General features: G+C 70.4%; 19 protein-coding genes. 5 read left to right on the plus strand and 14 right to left on the minus strand.

Going from position 1 to position 23,396, the window contains the following annotated elements; all coding sequences use genetic code 11:
- Positions 1-27 precede the first annotated feature (27 nt).
- The 7 genes from cas1e to cas3 all read right to left on the minus strand — a co-directional run bounded on the left by cas1e (position 28) and on the right by cas3 (position 9,390).
- The gene (gene cas1e, locus ACZ55U_RS17870) at positions 28-951 is read right to left on the minus strand and encodes a type I-E CRISPR-associated endonuclease Cas1e (protein WP_465527129.1); all 924 of its coding nucleotides are present in this window, start codon (positions 949-951) and stop codon (positions 28-30) included.
- Positions 952-1,022: 71 nt separating this feature from the next.
- Positions 1,023-1,679 (minus strand): type I-E CRISPR-associated protein Cas6/Cse3/CasE, encoded by a 657-nt coding sequence (gene cas6e / locus ACZ55U_RS17875; protein ID WP_465527077.1) that lies wholly within the window; start codon positions 1,677-1,679, stop codon positions 1,023-1,025.
- Positions 1,676-2,503, minus strand: coding sequence for a type I-E CRISPR-associated protein Cas5/CasD (gene cas5e / locus ACZ55U_RS17880; RefSeq protein ID WP_465527078.1), 828 nt, complete (start codon positions 2,501-2,503; stop codon positions 1,676-1,678). The genes cas6e and cas5e overlap by 4 nt, the downstream gene beginning before the upstream one ends.
- Positions 2,500-3,672 (minus strand): type I-E CRISPR-associated protein Cas7/Cse4/CasC, encoded by a 1,173-nt coding sequence (gene cas7e, locus ACZ55U_RS17885; RefSeq protein ID WP_465527079.1) that lies wholly within the window; start codon positions 3,670-3,672, stop codon positions 2,500-2,502. Before cas7e ends, cas5e begins: the two co-directional genes overlap by 4 nt.
- A 149-nt stretch (positions 3,673-3,821) precedes the next feature.
- On the minus strand, positions 3,822-4,757 hold the full coding sequence (gene casB / locus ACZ55U_RS17890; protein ID WP_465527080.1) for a type I-E CRISPR-associated protein Cse2/CasB: 936 nt from the start codon (positions 4,755-4,757) through the stop codon (positions 3,822-3,824).
- Positions 4,754-6,349 carry a type I-E CRISPR-associated protein Cse1/CasA gene (casA, locus tag ACZ55U_RS17895; RefSeq protein WP_465527081.1) on the minus strand — a complete coding sequence of 532 codons (1,596 nt, stop codon included), beginning with the start codon at positions 6,347-6,349 and terminating at the stop codon, positions 4,754-4,756. Before casA ends, casB begins: the two co-directional genes overlap by 4 nt.
- A gap of 215 nt (positions 6,350-6,564) precedes the next feature.
- On the minus strand, positions 6,565-9,390 hold the full coding sequence (gene cas3 / locus ACZ55U_RS17900) for a CRISPR-associated helicase Cas3' (protein WP_465527082.1): 2,826 nt from the start codon (positions 9,388-9,390) through the stop codon (positions 6,565-6,567).
- Between the two features lie 1,601 nt (positions 9,391-10,991).
- Between cas3 and ACZ55U_RS17905 the strand changes: the two genes are divergently transcribed.
- Positions 10,992-11,117 carry a hypothetical protein gene (locus tag ACZ55U_RS17905; RefSeq protein ID WP_465527083.1) on the plus strand — a complete coding sequence of 42 codons (126 nt, stop codon included), beginning with the start codon at positions 10,992-10,994 and terminating at the stop codon, positions 11,115-11,117.
- Positions 11,118-11,494: 377 nt separating this feature from the next.
- Here ACZ55U_RS17905 and ACZ55U_RS17910 read toward each other — a convergent pair whose 3' ends face one another.
- Together ACZ55U_RS17910 and ACZ55U_RS17915 are read right to left on the minus strand one after the other, a co-directional pair.
- Complete coding sequence (locus ACZ55U_RS17910) at positions 11,495-12,076, minus strand: 3'-5' exonuclease (protein ID WP_465527084.1); 582 nt, start codon at positions 12,074-12,076, stop codon at positions 11,495-11,497.
- A 547-nt stretch (positions 12,077-12,623) separates the two neighbouring features.
- Positions 12,624-13,211, minus strand: coding sequence for a DUF6939 family protein (locus ACZ55U_RS17915; protein WP_465527085.1), 588 nt, complete (start codon positions 13,209-13,211; stop codon positions 12,624-12,626).
- Positions 13,212-13,480: 269 nt separating this feature from the next.
- On the opposite strand from ACZ55U_RS17915, the gene ACZ55U_RS17920 reads away from it, so the two are divergent.
- The gene (locus tag ACZ55U_RS17920) at positions 13,481-14,701 is read left to right on the plus strand and encodes an IS256 family transposase (protein WP_465527086.1); all 1,221 of its coding nucleotides are present in this window, start codon (positions 13,481-13,483) and stop codon (positions 14,699-14,701) included.
- Between the two features lie 480 nt (positions 14,702-15,181).
- On the plus strand, positions 15,182-15,316 hold the full coding sequence (locus ACZ55U_RS17925; RefSeq protein WP_465527087.1) for a hypothetical protein: 135 nt from the start codon (positions 15,182-15,184) through the stop codon (positions 15,314-15,316).
- Positions 15,317-15,993: 677 nt separating this feature from the next.
- Here the strand turns inward: ACZ55U_RS17925 and ACZ55U_RS17930 are convergent.
- Both ACZ55U_RS17930 and ACZ55U_RS17935 read right to left on the minus strand, forming a co-directional pair.
- Positions 15,994-16,116 (minus strand): Imm32 family immunity protein, encoded by a 123-nt coding sequence (locus ACZ55U_RS17930; protein WP_465527088.1) that lies wholly within the window; start codon positions 16,114-16,116, stop codon positions 15,994-15,996.
- 226 nt (positions 16,117-16,342) lie between these two features.
- Complete coding sequence (locus ACZ55U_RS17935; RefSeq protein ID WP_465527089.1) at positions 16,343-16,630, minus strand: hypothetical protein; 288 nt, start codon at positions 16,628-16,630, stop codon at positions 16,343-16,345.
- Between the two features lie 471 nt (positions 16,631-17,101).
- On the opposite strand from ACZ55U_RS17935, the gene ACZ55U_RS17940 reads away from it, so the two are divergent.
- Both ACZ55U_RS17940 and ACZ55U_RS17945 read left to right on the plus strand, forming a co-directional pair.
- Positions 17,102-17,248 (plus strand): hypothetical protein, encoded by a 147-nt coding sequence (locus ACZ55U_RS17940; protein WP_465527090.1) that lies wholly within the window; start codon positions 17,102-17,104, stop codon positions 17,246-17,248.
- A gap of 1,549 nt (positions 17,249-18,797) precedes the next feature.
- The gene (locus ACZ55U_RS17945; protein ID WP_465527091.1) at positions 18,798-19,349 is read left to right on the plus strand and encodes an HAD domain-containing protein; all 552 of its coding nucleotides are present in this window, start codon (positions 18,798-18,800) and stop codon (positions 19,347-19,349) included.
- Positions 19,350-19,502: 153 nt separating this feature from the next.
- On the opposite strand, the gene ACZ55U_RS17950 is transcribed toward ACZ55U_RS17945, so the two are convergent.
- From ACZ55U_RS17950 to ACZ55U_RS17960, 3 genes are read right to left on the minus strand one after another with little or no spacing between them, the layout of a single operon-like run.
- Entirely contained in the window at positions 19,503-19,907 is a 405-nt protein-coding gene (locus tag ACZ55U_RS17950) for a DUF6009 family protein (RefSeq protein ID WP_380698979.1), read from the minus strand.
- A complete protein-coding gene (locus ACZ55U_RS17955; RefSeq protein WP_465527092.1) occupies positions 19,904-21,529 on the minus strand; it encodes a DNA primase family protein in 1,626 nt (541 codons plus the stop codon). Before ACZ55U_RS17955 ends, ACZ55U_RS17950 begins: the two co-directional genes overlap by 4 nt.
- On the minus strand, positions 21,526-22,629 hold the full coding sequence (locus ACZ55U_RS17960; protein ID WP_465527093.1) for a bifunctional DNA primase/polymerase: 1,104 nt from the start codon (positions 22,627-22,629) through the stop codon (positions 21,526-21,528). Before ACZ55U_RS17960 ends, ACZ55U_RS17955 begins: the two co-directional genes overlap by 4 nt.
- Positions 22,630-23,396: the final 767 nt, after the last annotated feature.

The raw sequence follows: 23,396 nt of genomic DNA on the forward strand, positions 1-23,396 counted from the left end.
AACCGGAGCACACAGGCCGGCAAGTCCTCACAGGAGCTCCTCCCCCGCGTAGTTGACCCCTCCCGGGATGGGGCCGGACACCGGATCCCACAGGTCGACGAGCTGTTCGTCCGGATCCGGGAGGGCGATGTCCTGGTCCGGGGCGAGCAGGCGCTGGATGTCGGTGACGATGCGCGGCAGCAGGCGGAACAGCCGCAGGCCGTCGCGGAAGCCTCGGCGGGCGTCGGCTTCCGGCTGTGGCGAGGCGTGCAGGGAGAAGGCGAGCGGGATGGTGAGCTCGGCCTTGTACAGGTCGGCGATGTCATAGACGAACGCCTGCTGGTTGCCGCTGTGGACGAAGCCGAGGGCCGGCGAGCAGCCCAGGGCGAGGACGGCCGCGTGGACGATGCCGTAGAGGCAGGTGTTGGCGGAGGAGAGGGCCAGGTTGACCGGGTCCTGGGTGTCCCAGGAGTCGGGGTCGTAGTTGCGGCGGAAGCGCCCGATGCGGTGTTGCTGGGCGAGGAGCCGGTAGTGGGCCTTGATCCGCCGCCCTTCGAGGCCGCGGAGCTGGTTGAGGCCGCTGCCCGCCGGTGCGGTACCGCGGCCGAAGCGCTGCTCGTACATGGCGGTGGCGACGGCCAGGCGGGTGGTGTCGTCCGCCCAGGCCCGGGCCTGGCGTTCGAGCCAGGTCGTGCTGAGCGACTCGGGGACGGTGGCGGCGTAGCAGCGGACGCCGCCGGATCCGGCGATGACGACGGTGGTGCCGTGGCGGGCGAGGGTGGACAGGGCCCGGGCCGTGATGGAGGCGCCGGGGCCGAGGAGGACGCAACCGAGCGCGGCAGTGGGGAGGTAGACGGTCTCGGTGCCGCGGTGGGGGCTGGTGACCTCGGCGCAGACGCCGGTGTCGTCCTGGACGATGCGGACGATGTCGAGGTAGAGGAAGGACAGGGAGTCCGCGACCCGGGGCAGCATGGCGACGGTGGGAGCGGCCAGCTTGCGCCGGGCGGCCGCGGGGTCGGTAGCGGAGCCGGGGCGGCGGCCGGTCACTGCGGCCCCCGGTACGGGGCGATGCTGAGGAGGCCGCAGCCGTAGGCCTTGCCCTTGCCGATGCCCTCAGTGAGGCGGGTGCGCAGGCGGTCCGCGTCGGTGATGACGGCGGTCCCCTCGAAGAGGACCCGGTCGTGCCTGACGGGCTGCCGGTCGCTGCGCCGGTGCCCCTTGGCGGCTTCGAGGGGGCTGGAGCGGACGGTGCCGAGGTCCAGGCCCGACAGCTCCGCCTGGCGGACCCACCAGTTGTCGGCGGCGGCGCCCTGGAGGGGGACGACGGCCTTGAGCCGGTACAGCTCGCGGGTGGCCCGGCTGGGCCGGCGGATGGGGTTGGCGGCGATGCGGTAGCGCAGGTGCAGGCCGGGCCGCAGGGCGTCCAGGAGCGGGGTGAGCGGTTTGGTCACGGCCTGGCCGTACCCGGCGGGAAGGCGGTCGAGGTCGGGCCGCCGGGCGCTCTGCAGGAGGATCTGGTCGCCCGCGGGCGTGGACTCTCTTCGGAAGAGGACGCCGAGGCGGCGGCGCGGTTCGTCGTCGGCGACGTGGTCGGGGAAGAGCGACATCACGCGGTGGTGCAGGTCGACGGCGCCACCGGTGTCGCGGCGGGCGTCGCGGCTGCGCGGGTCGGGGATGATGCGGGTCAGCCACAGGGTCATGCGGGGATGCTCTCCGGGCGGGTGATGTGCCGGTCGAGGTAGTCGCCGAGGGCGTTCAGGTAGCCGACGGCGAGGCCCTCGCAGCGGTCTGCGGGCAGGGTGAGGGTGCGCTGGTAGCGGGGGCGGGTGCGGTGGGCCCGCCACCGGGGGTGGAAGGTGACGGGATCGTCGGTGACCTCTCCGGCGGGGGTGCTGCCGTCGTCGCCCCCGGGCTGGGGGTGGTCGCCGAGGCGGTCGAGCGGCCGGTCGCCGTGGAACACGACGTCGACGGTCCTCCTGCCCGCGCGGGCCCTGCGGGCGATCGGCAGGTGGACGAGGTGGTGCAGGGGGTCGTCGACCAGTCCCAGCAGCAGCGGCCCTTCCGGCGGGCAGGAGCGGCGCCCGAGGTAGGGGGGCCAGTGCGGGTCGCGCAGTGCCCGCGCCCACACGTCGAGGTCCTCGGGGGCCGCGGTGACGGCGGCGGTGAAGACGGCGTCGGCGAGGTAGTACCGGTGGGACAGCAGGGTCGCCGTGGGACCGGTGCGCTTCTTCCCCTCGGCGGTGGTGACCGTACGGGCGGCGGGCAGCCCGCCGCCGACGGTGTGCAGGTCGCGCAGGACGACGCCCGCGCGGTCCGTGCGGACGGTCAGCGAAAGGGTGGCGAGGTCGCGGATGTCGGCGCCCCGCTTCCTGCCCAGGGCGGCGGCGAGCAGGCCGACGACGCCCGAGCGGGTGGGGAAGGGCGCGGTGTCGCGCTCGTTGAACTGGCCCGTCTCGCCCCAGGACTGCAACGGCGCGGCGAAGCGCAGCAGCAGTCCCCGGGTGTCCGTCGCGGCGGGGCTCATACGCCCGCCCCCGCGGGAGCGGCGGTGAAGGCGGCGGCGATGGCGGTGTCGATGAGTTGGGGGAAGGAGTCGACGCGGGTGCCGAGGCCGTCGAGGTCCTTGTCCTCAAGGCCGGCCCAGGCGGTCGCGACGGTGCCGCGGTTGCCGAGGAGCCGGTTGGCGGCGGTGGCGTAGCGGGCGAGGGCCGTGCGGGAGGCGGGCCCGTAGCCGCCGCTCTCGTGGGAGACGACGGGCTGTTCGAAGGCGGCCGCGAAGGAGAGCGGGCGGTCGCTGCGCACGGCGATGTGGACGAGGTCGGGGATGGTGTGGGGGGCGGTGGCGGTCTTCTTGGCGCGCGGGAGGGAGAGGATGAAGGCTTCGGCGAACCCCGCGGCGAGTTCGCGGGCGGCGTCGCGGTCGCCGCCGAGGTTGGCCGCGAGGTCGGCGAGGTCGACGGTGGCGTAGCGGTAGAAGACGCCGGCGCTGAACTCGGCGTGGCCCATGTGGGCGCTGCCGGTGGTGTCGCCCCAGGCGGAGGTGACGTCGTCGACGGCGGAGAAGTAGTCCAGTTCGACGTCGGTGCCGTGGGTGGTCAGGGCGTGGGCGACCTGGACCGCGCCGTCCACGCCCGCGTCGTCGACCTCGGCGAGCATGCGGCCGAAGAGGTTGATGATGCCGTTGCGGCTGCGCAGGATCGCGTCGATGGCCTCCTTGGGCAGGACGCTCTTGTCGCTGGCCTTCTTGATGTCCTTCGCGCTCTCCAGCTCGGCTCGGTACTCCTCGGCCAGGGCGGCGAGTTCGGCGACGGCGGTCTCGGGCACGTACACCATGGCGTTGGTGGTGACGACGGGCGAGTCCTTGGCGGTCTCGAACTTGATGCTGCTGCCGGCGGCGACGTGCTGGCCGGCGCGCTGGGCGAGTCCGGCGGGCCAGCCGTGCTCCTCCTCCAGGAGGCGGGTGACGCGGGCGCCGATGCGGCGGGTGCGCAGGGCCTGCTCGCCGAAGCTGTCCTGGAAGTACTCGCGGACGGCGCGCTTCCAGGACTGGCTGCTGACGCGGGTGCGCTCGGTGTCGCCGTAGCGGACGGTCTTGACGGAGTTGTTGTCGTCGCGGTTGAGGTTGGCGAACGGGACGCTCTGGACGACGTGGAGGTCGAGGAAGCGGGCGGTGGTGCGGTCGGGGCCGGGCATGCTCTGCTCCTTGGGCTGGTGTGCGCGGGCTGGTGTACGCGAACCGGAACCGGTGTGCGCGGGCCGTGGGCTGTGCGGGCTGGTGTGCGCGGGCCGGCGCGCGTAGGCCGTGGGTTGTACGGGCTGTGGGTCGTGCGGGTCGAGTTCGGTCAGGACCCGGGCTCGGGCTCGGCGCCGTCCGTGCCATCGGCGTCCGCAACGTCTGCGACGTCCGCAGCCTCCCCGACCTCCGAAGCCTCCCCGACGTCGTCCTGCTCGCGGGCCCGTCGCTCGTCGTCCTTCCGCAGGGCCCGGTGGTAGTCCTGGAGCCAGATCCGCTTGATGGTCCCGGAGCGACGCCGCCACTGGCAGAGGTCGATGAGCAGTTGCGCCCAGTCGATCTCCACGTCGCTGCCGCGCAGCTGACGGACGGCACCGGGCAGGTGGCGGTGCAGCCCGTCGACACTCTGACGGGTCAGCAGGTTGAGACGGGTCTCGGCCGAGGTCTCGCGCAGACCGGCCCCCTGGCCGCCCTTGATCACGCCGTCGGCGAAGGCGTGGCCGAGGCTCCTCGGCGGGACCCGCTTGACGGTGGCGGCGTCCGTGCCCTCCACGCGCCCGGTCACGTCGCCGGGCACGTCCGGCACGGCGCCGACGCTGACCGGCCCCTCGCCCGCCGGTGCGTCCGTCGGCCCGTCCGTCGGCGCCTGGTCCTGCTCTGCGGCCTGGTCCTTCTTCGCGGTCTGGTCCTGCTTCGAGGCAGCGGACTTCGAGGCAGCGGACCTCGCGGCGGCGTACTGGTCACGGCGCTGCGCCGCGATCAGCGACGCGACGGTGTAGAACGCGCGCTGGACGTCTCGGCTGCGGATCTGCTCGTCGGTGAGCCACGGGGCCACGAAGCGGTGCATGAAGGGAACGGCATCCAGGTCCTTGCCCACACCGCGGCGCAGGGCCGCGCGTACGCCCGGATCGTCGTGGCTGCGCTGGTCGATCCTGGCGGTGAAGGCCCGCGCCCGCCCCAGGGAGGGGATCAGGGCGGGCTCCTTCCGCGCGCGGACGGTTCCGTCCGCCGGTTTGGCGGGGCCCGGGATGGTGCTCTTGCTCACGTGTCCTCCGTGCTGGTGGTGCGGCCTGCGGTGCCGGTGCCGCCGGTCCTGACGGGGCGCTTCACCGGCCCGCCGTAGAGCTCGATGCGGGCCGTGGTGCAGGCCTTGGCACCGCGCATGGTGCCCAGTGCGCCGTAGGTGACGGTGTCGTAGGCCCGTTCGGCGAGGGTGCGGAAGGCCGCGGCTGCGCCGTCGAAGTCGCGTTCGTCGAAGCGCCTCCAGAACTCGGCCTCGGCTGCGGGCCAGTACCGGGCGGCGGCGTCGACGGCCCAGGTGCAGTCACGGATCTTGGGGGCGGTGGTGAAACCGGCCCAGGCCTTCTTGACGGCCCGGTCGAGCCGGCTGCCGTACCGCTCCCCCAGCACCCGCAGGCGGCCGATCTCGACGGCGACGACGGGTTCCCGGTTCTCCGCGAGGCCGAGCACCGGCGGGGTGAGGGCGTCGACGAACTGGATGTCCTTGGCCTGGCCGTCCTGTTCGAATCCGAGTGCGTGGACGCTCAGCTCCTCCGAGACCTCGACCGCGGTGGAGAAGACGGTGGGGCGCCGGGGCTTGGCGCTTCCAGCGGGGTTCTTCAGCAGCAGCGCGTCCAGGTCTCGCCACAGCGCCCGGTGCGAGTCGGCGGGACGCGGGTAGGGGTTGCCCTCCTTGCTGGTCTGCCAGATCAGGTACGGGTCGCCCTCACGCGGGATCTTGTCGCGGTAGGCCCAGGTGATGAACGCGTCCTCGACGCGGTCGCCGGCCGCGTCGGGCACGAGCAGCAGCGCGTGCTGGGACCGGGCGGTGAGCCGGGAGCAGGGGCCCTTCAGCGGCGGCGGTGCGGCGACGGGGTCGGGCAGTTCGCCGCGTTCCCACGGGCAGAGGTCGCTCTCACGGCGGTCGTCCCGACCGGGTTTCGGCAGTCCGGCCAGGAGCGTCTCGAAGAGCGTCTCGCCCTCCGGGTGGTAGGAGAGGGTGCTGCGCAGCGGGCCGGCCGCGCTGTTCGCGGCCTTGGTGGCTCCGACGGTGCGGCTGGAGCAGCGTCCGGAGGGGCCGTAGTAGTGCCAGACGAGCAGGTGCAGGACGGCCTGGTCGGGCGCGGGCAGGTCGGGGGCGGCGCTGTTGACGTGCTGGAACCAGGAGTGGTTGTTGCCCGAGGGGCGGGTGGTGATGAGCTTGTCGACACCGGCGGTGTTCGCCGGGTCGCACTGCTCGGCGAGCCTCGGGTCCTGGAGGAAGGGGCGCTCGGCGTCGAAGAGGTCGAAGCGGCCGCGGTTGCGCTCGACGAACCCGGCGACCTGCTCCCGGTCGAAGCGGCCCTGGTCGAGCAGGTCGAAGCGGCGGTCCGACCAGTCTCCCGGACCGGCCTCGTCCAGCCCCGTGGCGCGGGCGGTGATCGCGTACAGGACGCGGTACAGCGCGGAGAGCGCCGGCGGGTTGGCGATCGCGATCCGCTCGATCTCGTGTGCGCGCAGCAGGAGTTCGCGCAGGCCGACCGCGGGCGGGTGGGCGGCGGTGGAGCCCGTCTCGTCGCCCCCTTCCCTTCGGGGGATCCAGCGGACGGGGATCCATACCTCGTCGAGGAGGTCGTAGCTGGGTGGTGCGGGTGACATGCGGCCTCCGGCGAGGCGAGTGCGGGTGATCGGAGGGTGGGTAGGCTCTGCCAGGTCCCCGCGAGCGAGCGGGGGTGAGCCGTGCGGCACTTAGGGAACAGCCGTGGGGCGGACCCGTCCCCGCGCAAGCGGGGGTCACGCTGGTCCCGGGCGGTGGCGACTCCCGTCCGGGGCCAGCACCCCTCAACGTAGCGCCAAGTGCGGTACTTAGGGCGTCAGTTCTCGGAAATTCCCACGTTCGAGTACACGAGCCGCCGCTCCCCCAGCCGGCCCGCCCACTGGCCACCGTCCTGCCGCATCCGCAACAGCGCGAGGTCGGCGAGCAAGGGGCGGCGGCTCCAGGACTTCGGTGCGGCGTTCTCCTCGGTGCCTCCGGCGAGCCAGCGGCCGGGCAGCGGCACGGTGTGCCGCATGATCAGCGCGATCTCCTCCCGGTTCGCCGCGGCCGCGGGCAGCGGCACGTGCCGGTCGGGAACGAGGCTCCATCCGTCCTCCCGTTCGAAGACGCACACGGCACGGCCACTGTCCGCCCCGAGGCGGGTGGTCAGCAGGTCCTCCGAGACGACGAAGTCGCGCTCGCTGATCGGGCAGAGGTCACCGGCCACGTCGTACGGCGCATGGATCACGGTGATCTCCGCCGTCTGCTCCTCGGCCGCGGCCGAGGCGATGCGCTCGGCGTCCATCCGCTGGAGCTCCGCCGCCGCGGCCTTCTCCAAACCGTCCGCGAAGTCGTCCGCGTAGACCTCGTCGACAAGACGCTGGACGTCCCCCGGGATCTCGACCACGCTGCCGGACTGCCGTTGGAGCAGCAGACTGGTACGGCGCAACAGGGAGGCGTCGTAGACGGTGCCCCAGGAACGGGGCGCGGCCACGCGCCCCTTGTCGTCGAGCGGCTCCAGCACGATCATGCGCGGCTCGCCGACCGGGCCCGTCCACGCCGGTCGGCCGGCGCGTTGGTGGCGCTTGCCACGGCCGGCCCGTTGCAGGAGCTGGGCGAGAGGGGCGAGGTCCGAAACGACCAGGTCGAAGTCGAGGTCCAGGGACTGCTCGACGATCTGGGTGGCCACCAGGATCGAGCCCGCGCGCGGGGTCGCCGCCGCCGTGTCGTTCGCGGGCTTTCCGTAGGCGGCCTCACACTCGGCGGTGATGCGCTGCCGCTCGTGGGCGGGAAAGCGGGAGTGGAGCAGTCGCAGGCCCCCCTCGCGCTCGGCGAGTGAGGGTAGGACGGACCGCAGGTGACGGTAGGTGCGTTGGGCCTCGTCCACGGTGGTGCAGCAGACGAGGACACAGCCGCCCTCGGTGGCGACCGGCGCGAGGATCTCGCGCAGGGCGTCGCGGAGCCCCTGCCGTCCGGGCTTCTTCGCGGCGTCCTCGTCCCGGACGTCCCACTCCACCCGGCGGGTCTCCACGCGCAGGGTGCGGGCCCGGCTGCTGCCGACATCGCGCGGCTCGGACACGGTACCGCTGCCCGCGTCCACGAAGAGCCACCCCGGGTAACAGGGCTCCACGGTGGCGGGCTCGCGGAAGCCCGCGCCGCGCCGGTAGGCGTCGACGAGCGAGGAGGCCGCCTTGCCCGTCAGGGTCGCCGACAGCAGCACGACCGGAGCCCCGAACGCCCCGAGCCACTCCAGCATCCGCACCAACAGGCTGTGCATCCACGGGCCGTAGGCGTGCGCCTCGTCCACCACCAGCACCTTGTTCGAGAGCCCGAACAGCCGCAGGAAGTTGTAGCGGACCGGGAGCACCCCCGTGAGCGCCTGGTCGATGGTGCCGTTGGCGAGCGGCGCGAGCAGGCCCCGCCGACCGGTCCGCAGCCATTGGCCGGCCTCGGTGTCCGCGAGCACGGCCGTCCCGTCCGTCGCCCCCTCCCCTGGTGCGTAGTCCGGGCTCAGCCAGGCCATGCCGTGCAGCAGGGTGAGCGCGCGCTCCCCTTCGATGTTCAGCTCCGCGAACTCACGGACCCGGGTGAACATCGCGTCCGCCGTGGCCATCGTCGGCAGCGCGAAGTAGATCCCGGAGGCGCCCGAGGCCCTCGCCAGCACGGACGCCGCATGCAGGGCGGTCTCCGTCTTGCCGTCCCCGGTCGGTGCGGTGACCAGCAGCAGCCCCGGCCCGTGCACCAACTCGGGCAGGTGCTCCGCGACATCGGTCTGGAGCTTGTTCGGGGGGAACCGGAACTGTTGAGAGAACCGCTTCGCCGGGAAGTCCGCGCGTCCGAGGCCGGCCTCGCGCATCCACCCCGGCGCGGCACCGGCCGCCACCCCGAAGTGCTCGGCGAGCTCCGCGTCCCCGGCCTTCCAACCCTCCTTGGGCATCCGCGGCTCGATGACGTCGGCCTGGCTGGCGAGCCAGTCGGCCACCACCACCAGTCCCGCGACCACCACGGCCAACTCACCGGGCAGCACGGCCTCCAGCGGCTTCTCGGCCCCGACCGTCCGCCGGACGGCGTGCGCATGGGCCAGCCGCTGGCCGCGCCAGCCACGCGCGGTCCCGAGTCCGGGCTGGTAGCCGGACGGATTGTTGACCTCCTTCGCCTGGAGCGCGGGGGCGAAGCACCCGTGGTGCCCGCCCAGCAGCTGGGCGATCTGGTGGGCCGGCGACTTCCAGATCCTCGCGCTGAGCGGATAGCCGCACTGCTCGAAGAACTCGACCAGCCCCCAGTGCGTCGCCGTCTCGTGCCTCAAGTACCCGCTGCGCTTCGCCGCCGGATTGTCCTCGGCGTACGCCGGATCCCCCATCAGCTTCGCGAACTCCTCGGCGACCTGCTGCTGGAAGTGCAGCGAGATCTTCCCGATGTCGTGCAAGCCGGCCCACAGCATCACCATCCGCCGAGCCTCGGCCTCGGTGACGCCCGTGGCACAGGCGACCCGCTCCCGCACGCGCTCGCTGAGGACCGTGTCCCACAGGGCACCCGCGACGGCAGCGGTGTCCAGGAGGTGGCAGATCACGGGGTACGGACCGGGCAGTCCGTCACTCTTGCCCCACAGGCGGGAGTCCGGATCGAAGGCTCCGGAATCGCCAAGGGGCTTGCTGTCAGTCATGTCTGAAGGAGTATCAAATCCCACTGACAGGCCAGGCTGCCGCCGTCTCCCGTTCGACGGCGTCCGAGCAGCCGAGGAGGCCGGGGAGCCGAGCATCGCCCGAGGTCATAGGCGTACGCGGGCACGCGCGGGCCGTCCGCGTAACGATTCCGGCACCTGCGGGCGGGCCCGCCCGTGCCGTAGGTTGGACCTTTTGGCCACCGCCGCCGACTCGGCGGAGGGGCGCGGGCGTCCCTGCCCGAACCCACGTCACGCCGTACGAGGCCGCAGCGGCTACGCGCGCGGGTCGGGTGAGTGGAGAGGCCGGCGGGCGTCTGTCATGCAGTCAGGGCTCTCGTGGAGGGTCCAGCGGCAGGCAGTCAGTGGGCATCTTCGGCCATGTCGCCGGCGCCATCGACTGAGTCCGGGTGCCCACCGGGCCGTGGCATCATGTGAACGATCCTGGGCACACACCTCGACACTGCTGGCACGTCGGCATGGGAATGCGGTTGTCTCACCGAAATGGTCAAGAAACAGCAAAGCCGCCGCTGCGCCGCAGGTCACGAAGCCTCCTCCCCGCGCGAGCGGGGGTCAGCCGGCCCCTTGGCCGGGGACAGTGCCGGCCGTGGGCTCCTCCCCGCGCGAGCGGGGGTCAGCCGCCCTCCGGACTGATCCCCACGGATTGCCGTCCCTCCTCCCCGCGCGAGCGGGGGTCAGCCCGCTCGTCGTCCAGCTGGCGGGCCGCCAGCTGCCTCCTCCCCGCGCGAGCGGGGGTCAGCCGGACTGGAAGAAGCCGAACTTCCCGACGGCTCACTCCTCCCCGCGCGAGCGGGGTCAGCCGGCCGCACGAGCCTAGGGCTATTACCCGGTAATCTCCTTCCCCGCGCGAGCGGGGGTCAGCCGGCGTGTCCAGGCCGCCGTACCAGCTGACCCAGTCCTCCTCCTCGCGCCGGCGGGGGGCAGCCGACCGCGACCCGCCGCGTCGACCAGCTTCTCACCGTGCCAGCAGAGGTCAGCCGGTCTCGACAACGAGAGCACGGGGTAGCGAGTCTCCATCCGGCACATGCGGGACGACGCCACTCCCGACCTGGCGGCTCGCGCCATAGGTGCCGGGCAGTCACCAGAGTGACCATCAGTAGCGGTGGCCTCGGGCTCCCCCGGCCACCTCAACCAAACGCTGGAAATCCGAACGGCCGTCCACTCGACCGTGCCGAGCACGGGTAAGGCCACACTTTGACCTGGCATGTCTAACTGATGTTTACTGCGTCTTTTATGTTCTCTTCATTGACCGCAGAAACAGTTCGACGCAAAATTCCGCAATCCCCTGACGTCACGAGCCGGGCGAGCCCGCAAGAAGCCTCCGCCCCACTCCCTGGCAGACCCGTCCGACACCCTCCGGTCTGGCAAGCATGTCGTGGTGACTGAAGTGGTCGGCTTCGTCTCGGGACCTGATCCGAGCGAGAAGCCGTTCCATGACATCCACCTTCACTCAAGCCGCAACTCCTGTGGTGGGCCGAAGACCTCTCGCCAACCTCATGAGCAACCGTCCTGAACGAGCTGGCCCACGAGACTTTGGGTCAGCAGCGGGATGAGGGCCGGGTCTCCACTTTTCGCAGTGTCAGGTGCGCGGTCCTGAACTGATCAAGCGTGAGGATCTCCTGCTCGTCAACTCCCAGCGCTCGCATCCCGTCGAACTGCTGGAGGCCAGTGTCTCAGTGCTGGAGGGAGCCGTCCCCACCACCTGGTAGATGTCGGACTGGAAGTCAGCGCCCATGCGGCTGTGATGCCTGTGAAGGCCTCGCGTCTTCGCAAGCTGGTGTTACGAAGCAGGGCAGTTGGCAAGGCATGTAGTCGTCCTCGGTGTTGAACCGGTCGGCCCAGCGCGGGCATTCGGCCTTGCCGAAGAGGTACCCCCGAACCACGCTCGAAGTTCGCCCTTCGAGGCCCCCGGTTCCCAGACAGTCGCGCGTCCAGGAGACTCCGTCGGCGGCGAGGTACACCGGGAATCCCGGCGGACACGGCCTGTACCCCTGCCCACTCTGAGTCGCCGAAGCGCACCAGATGCTCCACCACCGGGGCGGACCGGGGCCTGGGCGACGAGGCTGGATCAGGCCGCGCGAGTACGTCAGGCGGGGTCGACGGTGGCCGGCCACGCTCCCCGTTCGGACAGGTGGAGCACCAGGGCGGCGATGTTCCAGGCGTCGTCCTCGCCCCGGTGGTGACGGCCTTCGAGCCGCAGCCCAGCGATCTCCAGGGCCTGTGCCATGCCGGGACGCTTGGGCAGACCGTACGCCTCGGTGAAGACCGCCTTGGCGTTGGTGTGGTGGCGGCCGAAGGGGTAGGGCGTCCGGGTGGCCTGACACTGCCGGGTGAACTGGTGACGGTCGTAGTCGCCCCAACTGACCCACGGCCGGGTGCCCGCGCGGTGCTCGGCCGCCAGCAGGCGGCACGCCTCGGCGAAGCCGACCCCCTGGTCGACCTCGTCCTGGGTGAGGCCGGTCAGCTCCGTGCAGAACTCACTGACCGTGGACCGGGCAGGCCTCACCAGAATCCGGTGCCGGGCCAGACGCTCGCCGGCGTTCAGATCGGTGACGGTCAGTCCGATCTCGATGATCTCGCTGACCGCGCCAGGCGGCGGAGAACCTGCCCAGCAGGTCGCTTCGACATCCACGACGTTGACGAGGCGCGCGGTCCGAGTGCTGTCCATGACGGGAAGCGTAAGGAGGGCCAGCGGCTCGGGCACCTGGTTTTCGGAGCCGCCCCGGCCCCGCCCCTCCTCAGCCGCGTCGGACTCCACCAGCTCACCGACAATCACAGGCGGGCTGAGGCTCGGCTTCGGAAGGATGCCACGGCTGATCAGACGCTCAGCTCGGCACAGGTGCGATCGGTGTGCTGCGGTTCGGTACCCCGGGCCGTGGACTTGGCAGCCCGCCTTCTCAGTGCGATGCATTGGGGAATTTTCTGTGGAAAATCGGAGGCTGCTGGAGGCAGGCGAAGGCACTGCGAGACACCAGTACCAGTCCAGGCGCGCCACTCCCCCACTGCCCTTCGAGACCCGCGCCCGCCTCGGAGTAGAGGCGCGATCCGACCCGAGGTGGCTGCGGCCTCGGGCTCCTTCCGATTTTCCGCAGAAAATCGGAAGGGCTCAGCGAGAACTGACACACCAGGAAGACCGGGTGTCGATCACACCGCTCGGTGGGCTGCGGACAGCCGCAGCCCACCCACCACGATCCGGCTTCCCGTGCCCGGATCACTCACGGCATCGGATCGCCGGCGCCATCAGATGCCTGGGTGTCGTCTTCGCTGGGCCAGCGCCCTTCGATGTGCAGCTGGATGAGCGCGGCGTGGGAGAGCGGGCTGGCGGGGTCAGTGACGTCGCCGTTGGTGGTGTAGTCCAGGAGTACGGCGCTCTCCTTGCCCCGCAGCAGCTCGACCAGGTCGGCGACGCGGTGTTCGAGGACCCATCGGTAGGTCGGCAGGTAGATCCGGCGGCGGGCCGCCTCGTACGACAACAACTGCTCTCCGTGCAGACCGGCTCGGTGGCCCCTGACGGGGCCGTACCGACGCACCGTCCGCTTCAGCCCTTTCATGGTGGTGACCGCGAGCTTCGAAGCATCGACATCCACGTCGCGAAAGACCTTGAGGGCCTGCCAGATCCCTTCCACCGACTGGCCGGTCGTGCCCTCGCTGTACGGGACCGGAATGCCGCCGTGCGGGTAGAAGGGGCTCAGCCGGACCCATGGTTCGGCAGCCCTGGAGGTCACATCGATGATCTCCGCACCGGGGAACGCGGGGGTCAGCGACGCCATCGCACGGCGACGGCTGGCAACATGGATCGGCATCTGAAGGCTCCCTGACTCGATGACATCAACCACCGAGCATCCCCGATGCCAGTGACATCCCGCCGCTCCCCCACGACCAGTCGGCGTCGCCTAGGAATTTTCCGCAGAAAATTCCGTACCCGCTGAGAGCCGCCCACGGGGGCAACCGGTCGCGCTGGATGGCGTCCCGTGGAGTGGTGTAGCAGGGATCTTGGAGTAACCCCTGTTCATGAAGGAGCCATCGCGCAACTCTCTGTGTAGAACGGCGAGTTCACCCAGGGAGGCACGCGATGGCCTTGTCCCAGTCTGACCTACTCCGCCTCATGGAGTCACTGCGTACGGCAGACGGAATCGAGTTGATCAGGGCCCTGGCCCAGCGGATGCTGCAGGAGCTGATCGAGGCCGAGGCCACCGCCCGGATCGGCGCAGAGCCCGGTGAGCGGACCGATGCCCGCACGACCTGGCGCAACGGCCACCGCGACAAGACGCTGACCACGCAGGCCGGCGACCTGGAGCTTGCCATCCCCAAGGTCCGCACCGGCAGCTTCTTCCCCAGCCTGCTGGAGCGCCGGCGCCGCATCGACCAAGCCCTCTACGCGGTCATCATGGAGGCCTACGTCCTGGGCGTGTCCACCCGGTCGGTCGACGACCTGGTCAAGGCCCTCGGCGCGGACACCGGCGTCTCCAAGAGCGAGGTCTCCCGCATCTGCGCGGACCTGGACGAACAGCTCACCGCGTTCCGGGACCGGCCGCTCGGCCACACCCGCTTCCCCTACGTCTACCTGGACGCGACCTACTGCAAGGCCCGGGTGAACCACCAGATCGTCTCCCGGGCCGTGGTCGTCGCGACCGGCATCACCGAGGACGGCGGCCGCGAGGTCCTCGGCCTGATGGTCGGCGACAGCGAGACCGAGGTGTTCTGGTCCGAGTTCCTGCGCTCCCTGCGCGAGCGCGGACTGACCGGCGTCCGCCTCGTCATCGGCGACCACCACAGCGGCCTGGTCAAAGCGATCCGCAAGGTCATGCTCGGCGCCGCCTACCAGCGCTGCCGCGTTCACTTCCTGCGGAACGCCTTCTCGATCATCCCGAAGGAAGCGGCCGAGATGGTCGCCGCGACGATCCGCACGATCTTCGCCCAGCCGGCCGAAGCCGCGGTCCGGTCCCAGCTCGACACCGTCGCCGAGATGCTCGGCAAGCAGTTCCCCAAAGTCAGCCAGATGCTGCTGGAGGCCAAGGACGATCTGACCGCCTTCGCAGCCTTCCCGGAACGACATTGGAAGAAGATCCAGTCCACGAATCCGCTGGAGAGGATCAACCGCGAGATCAAGCGCCGCACCGACGTGGTCCAGGTCTTCCCCAACGACGACGCGCTCCTGCGGCTGGTCACCGCCGTGCTCTTCGAGATGCACGACGAATGGATCGCCTTCCCCCGTCGCTACCTGCCTGAAGGCAGCATGGACCGGATCTACCCCACCGAGCAGACCCGCGACGAACTCCCGCCCATTGCATGACCGTTGGTGCACGACCACTACACCACGTCAAGGGACACGACCTCGCGCTGGTGCCTCTGCTTCAAGCAACCTCCTTTGACCGGGCGGCGGCTGCCGCCAGAGCCCGGGAATTTTCCGCGGAAAATCGATGGGCCGGCAGACCGGATGATGCCTCGGCGCTGAGAAGGCGGGTCGCACTCCCCTGCCTCACTCTGCTGGTCGATCCGTCCCGTCCGGACTCCCCGCTACCATCCAGCAACCGGACCAGGGACTGCCCAACGACATCCGCCTGGAGGCCACGCCTCAAGGCCACTTCCGGCTCGGACGGAAGCAGAGTTCCTGTGCCAACGAACCTGGGCCGTGCCACCGAAGGTAAATCAACGGCGGTTTGCGACAGCGAAGGCAAAGTGCCGCAGGTCAGTCGACCTGGCGAAGAAGAGTAAGTCGCCATTGGGCCTCGTCACGAACTCCTGGATCCGCGTCCAACGTCAGCTTCTGGAGTTGCCGACGAAGTTTGGCGACGCCGTCGCCGGTGATCCCGCGTGGGTCACCGTCCAGCTCCGCGTCGAGCTGGTCAACGGTTCCCTGGTCGGTCGCGTTGGCTCGGGCGGCAAGCACAGCACGCAGACCAGGTAGGTCCCGATGTGCCAAGAGGGCCACAGCCGTCTCCGAGGTCACTGCGGTGTTTTGACCATCGAGCAAGAGTCGGTAAAGGGCATCGGCGACGGCGCCGGTCCGCAGTGCCGTCACAAGCCGACGGCCTGCAGCAGCCCTGACGATCCAGGAGAGAGTCTGCAGCGGCGAGCGAATCAATCAGCCCTCGATCTCGGAAGCCGTCCACATCACCAGCAGGCCGGGAGGCGCCTCAGTTGCGGGGCCCATCTTCACTGGCACGAACCCCCGTCGGTCCACCTCCGGTGGCGCGCGGTCCAGGTCCGCTGGGACAGGACAAGCGGCTTCGATCCCGCCGGAGAATTTTCCGCAGAAAATTCAGAGCCCGCTGGAGACGGCGTCCAGACGGCACGACGGCCTTCAGGTGGCCCCAGCGGACGTCGACCAGACGGTGCCGGACCGCCGGCAGCTGCCCCTGCACCCGCGCGGTGGCCCCGGATTTTCTGCGGAAAATCGGTGGGCTGACGAGATGATGCTCGGTGCTGAGGAGACGAATCGCACTTCCCTACCTCACCCTGCGGGCCGCCCACTCTCATCCGGGCCGCCCGCACTACCGTTCCGCCTGGAACAGCCTCGACCCGACCGAAGGATTTTCCGCAGAAAATTCAGAGCACGCTTCGGGGCGGCACCGGACTTCTCGATCACCCAACCGGCATGCCGCCGTGGGGGCTGTTGACCACCTTGGACAACGACCCTTCGACGAGGTAAGGGTGCTCGGGGAAGTAATCGACGTGGAGGTGGCGCCCGTCCTCGGCAGTGGCCATGCATGCAGGTTGTCTGCGAGGATTCCCCTGGCCTTGTGATCACCGCTGATCACAAGGACCGGCCGCAGGACGTCAAGTGCGATCCGAACCCCGGGGCTGGAATCCATCCTGACTTCGATCCCTGCCAAGGTGCCGCCGTCCAGCGGTGGCGTGGAACTGATGAAGCCGTCGCCCTCGGCCACCGTGCTCGCCAGAGGCAGCCAGAGGCAGATAGGCCGGACGCAGGTCACGCACCCGATCCCGCTGGATCGATAGCGCGCTTCCAGCCGATCCGCTCGGCGATCACCGTGGCCGGCATGCTCGGCATCTGCCGCAGCAACTCACGAACCGCCGACTCCACAACGTCCACCGCCGAGCCCTTCAACACCTGCAGGAAGACCGGAGGCCGGTCCGAGGCCGAGGCCCAGGCCACCGTGCCCCGGGAGATCTCCAGCTGCCGGGCCACCGTCCAGGCAGACAATTCCTCCGCCCGATGCAGCCGACGGCTCTCAGCCCAGTCCTCGACCCCAATCACCTCTTTCCTCCTGGCTCCCGTACCAGTGAAGTCAGGGTGATCAAGAGATCGCGAAGTGACCGCTTTCGCTCCCTGCCCGTGGTCCTCGTCTCACCCGTTGCTGGCACGCAGAATTTTCCGCGGAAAATTCAGGGCGCACTGGAGACGGAGCCCGGCTTGTCGTCGCGTTCCACCGATGCCCCTCGACTGACCCGGGTGCGCCCATCCGTCGAGGGCAGCCAGCGTCCAGAGAATCTGCTGGTCAACCCCCTCGCCATCCCCACCCCACACTCGGATGCGTGCAGGGACGGGCCCTGAGTGATCAGCAGGCGAAGCCCTGGCTGGGGGAGGAATCGTGGATGACTCACCTGCGGCTCACCTGGATCTTGTCCGGCCGTGGTTGGGCCGACTGTTTCGTCAGCGACCAGCAGGCGGGGGGCCGAGCTCACGGCGTCCTACATCACCGCCGCCCCCGAAGATCTCCTGACCGCCGTGACCCGACTGGTCATCGGCGAGGCCGAGTGCCGAGCGCAGTTCGAGGCCGAGCCCACCGCCTTCCGATGGATCTTCTGCCGTGAAGGCACCAACGTATGGATTCGTCTGCTGAAGCTGCTAGCACACGCCACTGCCCACGACTAGACGGGGAGCAAGATCTGGTTCACCCAGCAGAGCATCGACATCGTTGCCCAAGCAGTGATCGATTGCTTCGACGAAGTGGTGCGGGAGTACAGCGAGAGCGCGTACCGCAGCAAGTGGGGTGAGCGCTTCCCCCGCACCGAACTCGAAGCCCTCAGGACCGCGTGGCGCGAACATCGAGGCACCTGGGCAGCCTCCTCGACAACATCAAGCTGTTGAAGATTCGGCAGCGTCCGGCACAGGTCCGCTGGAACACGTGGAAGGTTTGCAGAGGCCTGTGCGGCCTCGGCGGGCCGTCGGCCACCGGCTCCTGCACTGAGCGGCCCGGAATTTTCCGCGGAAAATTCCGGGCCTGCTGAAGCCGGCCCCTACCTCCGATAGCACCCATCGGACAACTGGGGCCACCAGGTGACGAGTGACGGATGACGGAGACTCCATCCCGCACGGAATTTTCCGCAGAAAATCGGAAGCCCTTCGCCAGGGTCCAACGCACCCGCAGTACAGCCGCTCCCAACCCCAAGCCGAGGGACGGCGTCGCCACCTGCTCAGTGAGCGGCGTGCTGTGCGGCCGAAGCCGATGCCGAGCGACAGCAGCGCATGCAGAACGTCCACTGCATTGTGCCCGTCGGCCGGAACGCGGCGGTGCGCGGCGGGACCGGCCGCGATCAGCGCAAGTCCGAGGAGGAGGTACGGCACGGGGCCGATAGGCGCGATGGCCATGGGGGAGAGGCCGAGGGACAGTGCACCGGTCGCGACGGAGACCGGAATGGTGCTGCCGAGCCTGGTGTGGATCTCGTCGAAGTCGATGACCTTCTGTAGGCAGGGAACGCACAGGAACTGGAAGCTGAACATCCCGGCCACCAGAAGGGTCTGGATGCCCAGTGCCCCGGAGCCGATGTGGGAGCGGATCACCCGCAACGGCAGCAGTGGGTGGGGAGCCTCCGCCTGGCGGGCGACGAACGCGAGGAGCAGGACCAGCACCGCCCCGCCGAAGCCCAGCGTGTGCGCGGGGCCCAGCCGTGGTCAGCGCGCATGCGCACCCTCAACCGGCGCAATCTGGAACGCGACGGCTAGCTCGTCCGGCCCGGCTACCCGACGGTGCCGCCCAAGGGGGAGTACAGCCTCACCCCCGTGGCCCGCGCACTCCACGCTACCTCGCCGGGCGGGGTGGTCGGCTGGGCCGAACGCCACCGGACCGACATCGCCACCGCCCACGCCACTCATGACGCACAGGTGCAGCCTGACAGGCGCTGACCGATCGCCGCCGGGCGGAGGCCGCGCGTCAGGTCGACGGCTCGGCAGCGGGCATGCCGTCTCCCGGAGGTACGAAATTTTCCGCGGAAAATCGTCCGGCCACCTCTGCGGAACGACTCCGGCAGTCAGCGGGGGAGAGGCTCTGGAAAACCAGCCAGGGGAGTGACCTTGGAACAGAAGCCCGGGGGAGCGCGCCCCGGCAACCACGGTGGATTAGCAACCCCACCGGAAATTCACTGGGCGGCCCCTCCCTCGCCCAGTACCGTACGGGCACGATCTCGGGGGAGGGGGTTGCCTGATGCGACCAGCGCTGTTGGTGGACGTCGACGGGCCGCTGAATCCGTTCGCCGCGAAGCCGTACCGCCGCCCCGAGGGCTACGGTACGCACCGGCTGATGACCCCGCGCTGGGAGGCGGCCGAGCGTCGGCGGCTCAGCGAGTGGGGGCTGCCCGGCAAGCCGGCGAAGCCCCTGCGGGTCTGGCTCAATCCGGCTCACGGGCCGGCCCTCGCCGCCCTGCCGTTCGACCTGGTGTGGGCGACCACCTGGGAGGGGGAGGCCAACACCTTCCTCTCGCCCCTCCTGGGACTGCCCACACTGCCGTTCATCACCTGGTCCGATCCGCGACCCCAGCCCGACGACGGCGTGTTCTGGAAGACCCCGGAGATCGTGGCCTGGGCGCAGGGCCGCCCGTTCGCCTGGGTCGACGACCAGCTCACGGACGCGGACCGCATCTGGGTCAGGGCCCACCACCCCGGCCCGGCGCTCCTCCACCACGTCGATCCGAGGACCGGACTGACGCCGGACGACTTCGCGCTCCTGGCGGACTGGGCGCGGCACCTGGCGCTCTGACGGCCGTCCCACCGGCGGGCGGCCGGGGGCGAGCCGTTCACGCGGCAGGCACGCCAGGGCTGCGACGCCGAACGGCCCCGGACACAGCAACGTGGGGGCGGCCCGAGAATCGGACCGCCCCCACGTCAGAGCCCGCGCCCCTGCCCGGGGCCGTCAGGCCTTCGGGAGGGTTATCCCCAGTTCCAGCATCGCCGGCGAGGCCGGGCCGCCCTCGGAGCGTTCGGTCTTGTAGCCCTTCACGCCCGGGGCGACGGTGCGCGGATCGACCGCCTCGGAGGGGGCGCCGGTGGAGTACAGGCCCTGCGGGTCCTGGTCGCGGTCGTGCGGCAGGAGCCAGAAGACTCGGCGCCGGAAGGTGCCGGAGGCCCGGGACGACTTGGCGTCGGGGCCGAGGATCGCGTAGCCGACCATCCGGCCGTCGCGGTGGTAGGCCGGGCGGCCGCGGCGGGTGGTGAGGCGGTCCAGCGACTGACGGACGTAGTCGAGGTCGGAGGTGTCCTCCAGCCAGACGAGGTCGGTTTCGTGGGCGAGCTCGGCCGGGTCGATCAGCGCGCTCACGCGGTGTGCTCCTCTGTGTCGTCGGTGATCAGGCCGATGCCCGGGTAGAACTTACGGCTGTTGGACAGGACCATCTCCTTGGGAGAGGTCATACCCAGTGTCTCGCGGACTCGTGCCGCGAATGCACGCCCGGATACGGGATTGGCCCCCTCGAAGCCGCACCAACGGGTGTAGGCGCCGAAGAGCTGGGACTGTTCGGCCCGCATTCCCTCGCCTGTGACGCACGCCTCCTTGAGGAAGCGGCCGACGTGGTCCTCGGTCTCGGCGTAGGCGGTGGTGGCGGTCTGGACGGCCTGGGGGCCGGCCAGGTCCTTCTCGCCGGCGAAGTAGCGGCGGGCGCCGTCGATGAGCCAGGCGAGGATTCCGGGGCCCTCCTCGGCGACCAGGACGTGGGCCAGGTTGTCGATCTTGCGTTCCTCGGGGACGACCCGCTCGAACGGGATCAGGCGCATGCGCCGCCAGAAGGCGAAGCCGCCGGTGCCGACCTCGGGGCGGTGGTTGCCGAGCAGCCAGAGCTTGTGGGTCGGCTCGAAGGAGAAGAAGTCCTGGCGCATCCGGCGGGCCTTGATCTTGTCGCCGCCGGTGAGCAGCTTGACCCGGGCCTCGTCGAAGCGGTCGCCGGGCTTGAGCTCGGAGCAGACGATGATGCGCCGGCCGTGGAGTTCGGCGAGGTCGGTGGGGTGGCCGTCGAAGGTCTTGGCCATCAGGAAGCCCGGCGGGGCCGCGTCGGCGTAGTCGCCGAGGAGCTGGATCATCACGTCGAGCAGGACGGACTTGCCGTTCTTGCCCTGGCCGTAGAGGAAGGGCATGACCTGGGCGCCGACGTCGCCGCTGATCGAGTAGCCGAGCAGCAGGTGGAGGAAGTCGCGGGTCTGGCGGCCTTCCTTGTCGTCGCCGAAGGTGTCGGAGAGGAAGCGGTCCCAGCGCGGGGTGCGCATCCGGGCGGGGGCCAGGGTGGTGGAGCGCGAGTGGTGGTGGACCTTCGGGTCGGGCGGGACGATCGCCCCGGTGCGCAGGTCGACCACGCCGCCGGGGGTGCACAGGGCGTAGGCGTCGGCGTCGAGGAGGGCGGCGTTGAGGACCATCCCTGGGGCGGACTTGGCCTGGGCGAGCATGGCGTTCATGCCGGAGGTGGACAGGGCGCGGCGGCGGTGCCGGCGCAGGTCGGTGTTGGTGTAGACGCCGCGCGGGTCATGGGTGGCGATGCTCTCGGCCATCTCGCCGGCCGCCCACAGGACGGTGTCGTCCTCGTCGAGCTGCCAGCGGTGCGCGGACCAGCGGTACCAGCCGAGGCCTGGGACGTGCCGGTAGTCGCCGCCGTAGAGGTGGACGAAGAGCTTGGCGTTGCCGCGGTCGGAGAGCGAGTCGGGCAGCAGGCCGTGCGGGGTCGCCTGGGGGCCGGTGGGGGCCTGGACGAGGGATGTGGCAGCTGTCGGCGGAACCGAGGGGGGCGCCGCCGCGGCCGGGGCAGCGGCGGGCGGATTGTCGAGGAGGCTCTCCTGGACGGCTGTGCCGTGCCAGGGGGCCTGGGCTGGACCGGGGACGGGCGGGTAGTCCAGGATCTGCTGGGCTGCGGCCACGGGGTCGAAGACCGTCCTCTTGCGGCGGGTACGATCGGTCATCCGCGGGCCCTCCCGATGTGCAGGGGCTGCCGGCTTCCGGCCGCCAGGCCGGAACGGATGACGGCGGAGTTGTGCCTGTCCTGGGCGGGACGGGCCGTGCGGGCGGCGTCGAGGAGCAGCTGTTCGGCGGCGGCGTGGGTGAGGTGGCCGGCGGAGACCAGGCCCCCCACGGTGTACGCGGCGCGGTTGAGCTTGCCGGTGAAGCCGGCTCCCTCGGGTGTGGTGGCGCAGGCGGTGACGTCCTGGAGCACGGTGTCGAGGACCCGCTCCGCGCCCTGCTTTCCGCCGCCCGCGGCGACGACGGCCCGGCGGGCGCGGTCGGGAACGGCCGGCTGGAGGACGCCGTGCCGCCCCGGGCGGTCCTTGAGGTGGCCGGTCCGGACGAGTTCCTCGCTGAGCCACTCGGGCAGCGGGGCCGGGATCCTGGCACCGGGGAGCGCGGTGTAGGTGCCGGCGGCGGTGACGGTGCCGGGGGCGACGATGTAGCCGCCGTGGGCCCGGACGTCGACCTGCCAGGCCAGCGCGCGGCCCGCGGAGGACCCGGTGGAGCAGGTGAAGCGGCGGTCGGTGTGGTCCTGGTACCAGATGTGCAGGCCCCCGGAGGGTGTGCGGACGCGCAGGGTGCTCTCGTCCGTCGTGGGGTCAGCGGCCCGGCGCAGGGCGGCCAGCAGGGCGATGGTGTGGTAGCCGTTCTCCAGCCCGTCCAGGTCGACGCCCTCGTGGATCGGGATTCCGGGCAGGATGCGGTCCCGGGCGGGAACGACGCTGGTGTGGCTGTCGACGTCGATGACGACCAGCCCGGCCGGACCGCAGGCGACGCCGACCCCGAAGTCCGGGTTGACGCGCCACCAGGTGTCGAGGACTCGCTGGTCCAGAGTCGCTGCGTGGAAGCCGTGGCACCAGCGACCGGCGGCGGGGCAGGAGCAGTCGGCGGGGGAGTGCGGTGAGTCCTGGCAGGCCTGGCAGTTCGCGGGCGGGGTCTTGCGTCCGGGGGCCAGCGGATGGACGGGCCAGCCCTGGGCAGCACACCAGCCGGCAACGGCCAGCGCCTCCGGCTGGCGGTCCGCTCGGTCGCTCCCCACGGCCTTCGGCGCCGTCACGCTGGTCCCTTCCCCTTTGTTCGGTAGCTGCCCGGACTTGAGTCGCTCATTCAGTCGCTGAGGGCAAAATGCCAGGTCAGAGCACTGGCGGGTACCAGATCAGCGACTGAAGCGACCGAAGTTCAGAAGATAGCTCACACAGACTAGCCGAGCGAGGACGTACGAACCGCTACCACCGGCCTTTGCGGACAAACTGAGCGACCGAGACCTGGGGGAGCGACTGAGCCCGTTCAGTCGCTGCTTCGGTCACTCCGGCATTTTCGCAGGTCAAAGCCGTTTTCAACAGCAAACAGCGACTGAAGCGACTGAAGCCCGGGTCTATAACGCGCACACGCACACGGGAATGTCTTCATATACCCGAGCTTGAGTCGCTTCGGTCGCTGATCAGGTGGGCAAACATACCTTGACCTGGGGTTTTGTGGAGCGACTGAAGCTCAGCGACTGAAAGCGACTGAGTCTCTGGGGGCGTTTTCCCCGGCGTGTCGCGCGTGTCCGGGGTGCTTGATGGACGGTCGCTGAGTCGCTCGGTAGCTCCAGCGACCGAAGCCGCAGGGGGCGCGTTCCTCCCTCCAGGAAGCCGTGATGACTCCGAACCGTCGGTCGCTTGGGTCGCTGAGTCGCTGAGTCGCTGCCACCTCTCTACCGGGCACAGGCGTTCACCTGGGGGGATCCGGCCTGGAGCCCCGCCGCCCCAGGCCGTACTCGGTGGCCGTTGGCAGGGGCGTGGGCAGCGACCCAAGCGACTCAGCGACCCAAGCGACCCAGGA

The sequence above is a fragment of the Kitasatospora sp. NPDC034533 genome (genome assembly GCF_055575155.1).

Excerpts from the sequence above, each read along its gene's own strand:
- ACZ55U_RS17920 (WP_465527086.1), top strand. The coding sequence starts at position 13,481 with ATGGCCTTGTCCCAGTCTGACCTACTCCGCCTCATGGAGTCACTGCGT.
- cas3 (WP_465527082.1), bottom strand. The coding sequence starts at position 9,390 with ATGACTGACAGCAAGCCCCTTGGCGATTCCGGAGCCTTCGATCCGGAC.
- cas6e (WP_465527077.1), bottom strand. The coding sequence starts at position 1,679 with ATGACCCTGTGGCTGACCCGCATCATCCCCGACCCGCGCAGCCGCGAC.
- ACZ55U_RS17945 (WP_465527091.1), top strand. The coding sequence starts at position 18,798 with ATGCGACCAGCGCTGTTGGTGGACGTCGACGGGCCGCTGAATCCGTTC.
- ACZ55U_RS17915 (WP_465527085.1), bottom strand. The coding sequence starts at position 13,211 with ATGCCGATCCATGTTGCCAGCCGTCGCCGTGCGATGGCGTCGCTGACC.
- ACZ55U_RS17955 (WP_465527092.1), bottom strand. The coding sequence starts at position 21,529 with ATGACCGATCGTACCCGCCGCAAGAGGACGGTCTTCGACCCCGTGGCC.
- ACZ55U_RS17910 (WP_465527084.1), bottom strand. The coding sequence starts at position 12,076 with ATGGACAGCACTCGGACCGCGCGCCTCGTCAACGTCGTGGATGTCGAA.
- cas7e (WP_465527079.1), bottom strand. The coding sequence starts at position 3,672 with ATGCCCGGCCCCGACCGCACCACCGCCCGCTTCCTCGACCTCCACGTC.
- ACZ55U_RS17930 (WP_465527088.1), bottom strand. The coding sequence starts at position 16,116 with ATGGCCACTGCCGAGGACGGGCGCCACCTCCACGTCGATTACTTCCCC.
- casA (WP_465527081.1), bottom strand. The coding sequence starts at position 6,349 with ATGTCACCCGCACCACCCAGCTACGACCTCCTCGACGAGGTATGGATC.
- cas5e (WP_465527078.1), bottom strand. The coding sequence starts at position 2,503 with ATGAGCCCCGCCGCGACGGACACCCGGGGACTGCTGCTGCGCTTCGCC.
- cas1e (WP_465527129.1), bottom strand. The coding sequence starts at position 951 with ATGCTGCCCCGGGTCGCGGACTCCCTGTCCTTCCTCTACCTCGACATC.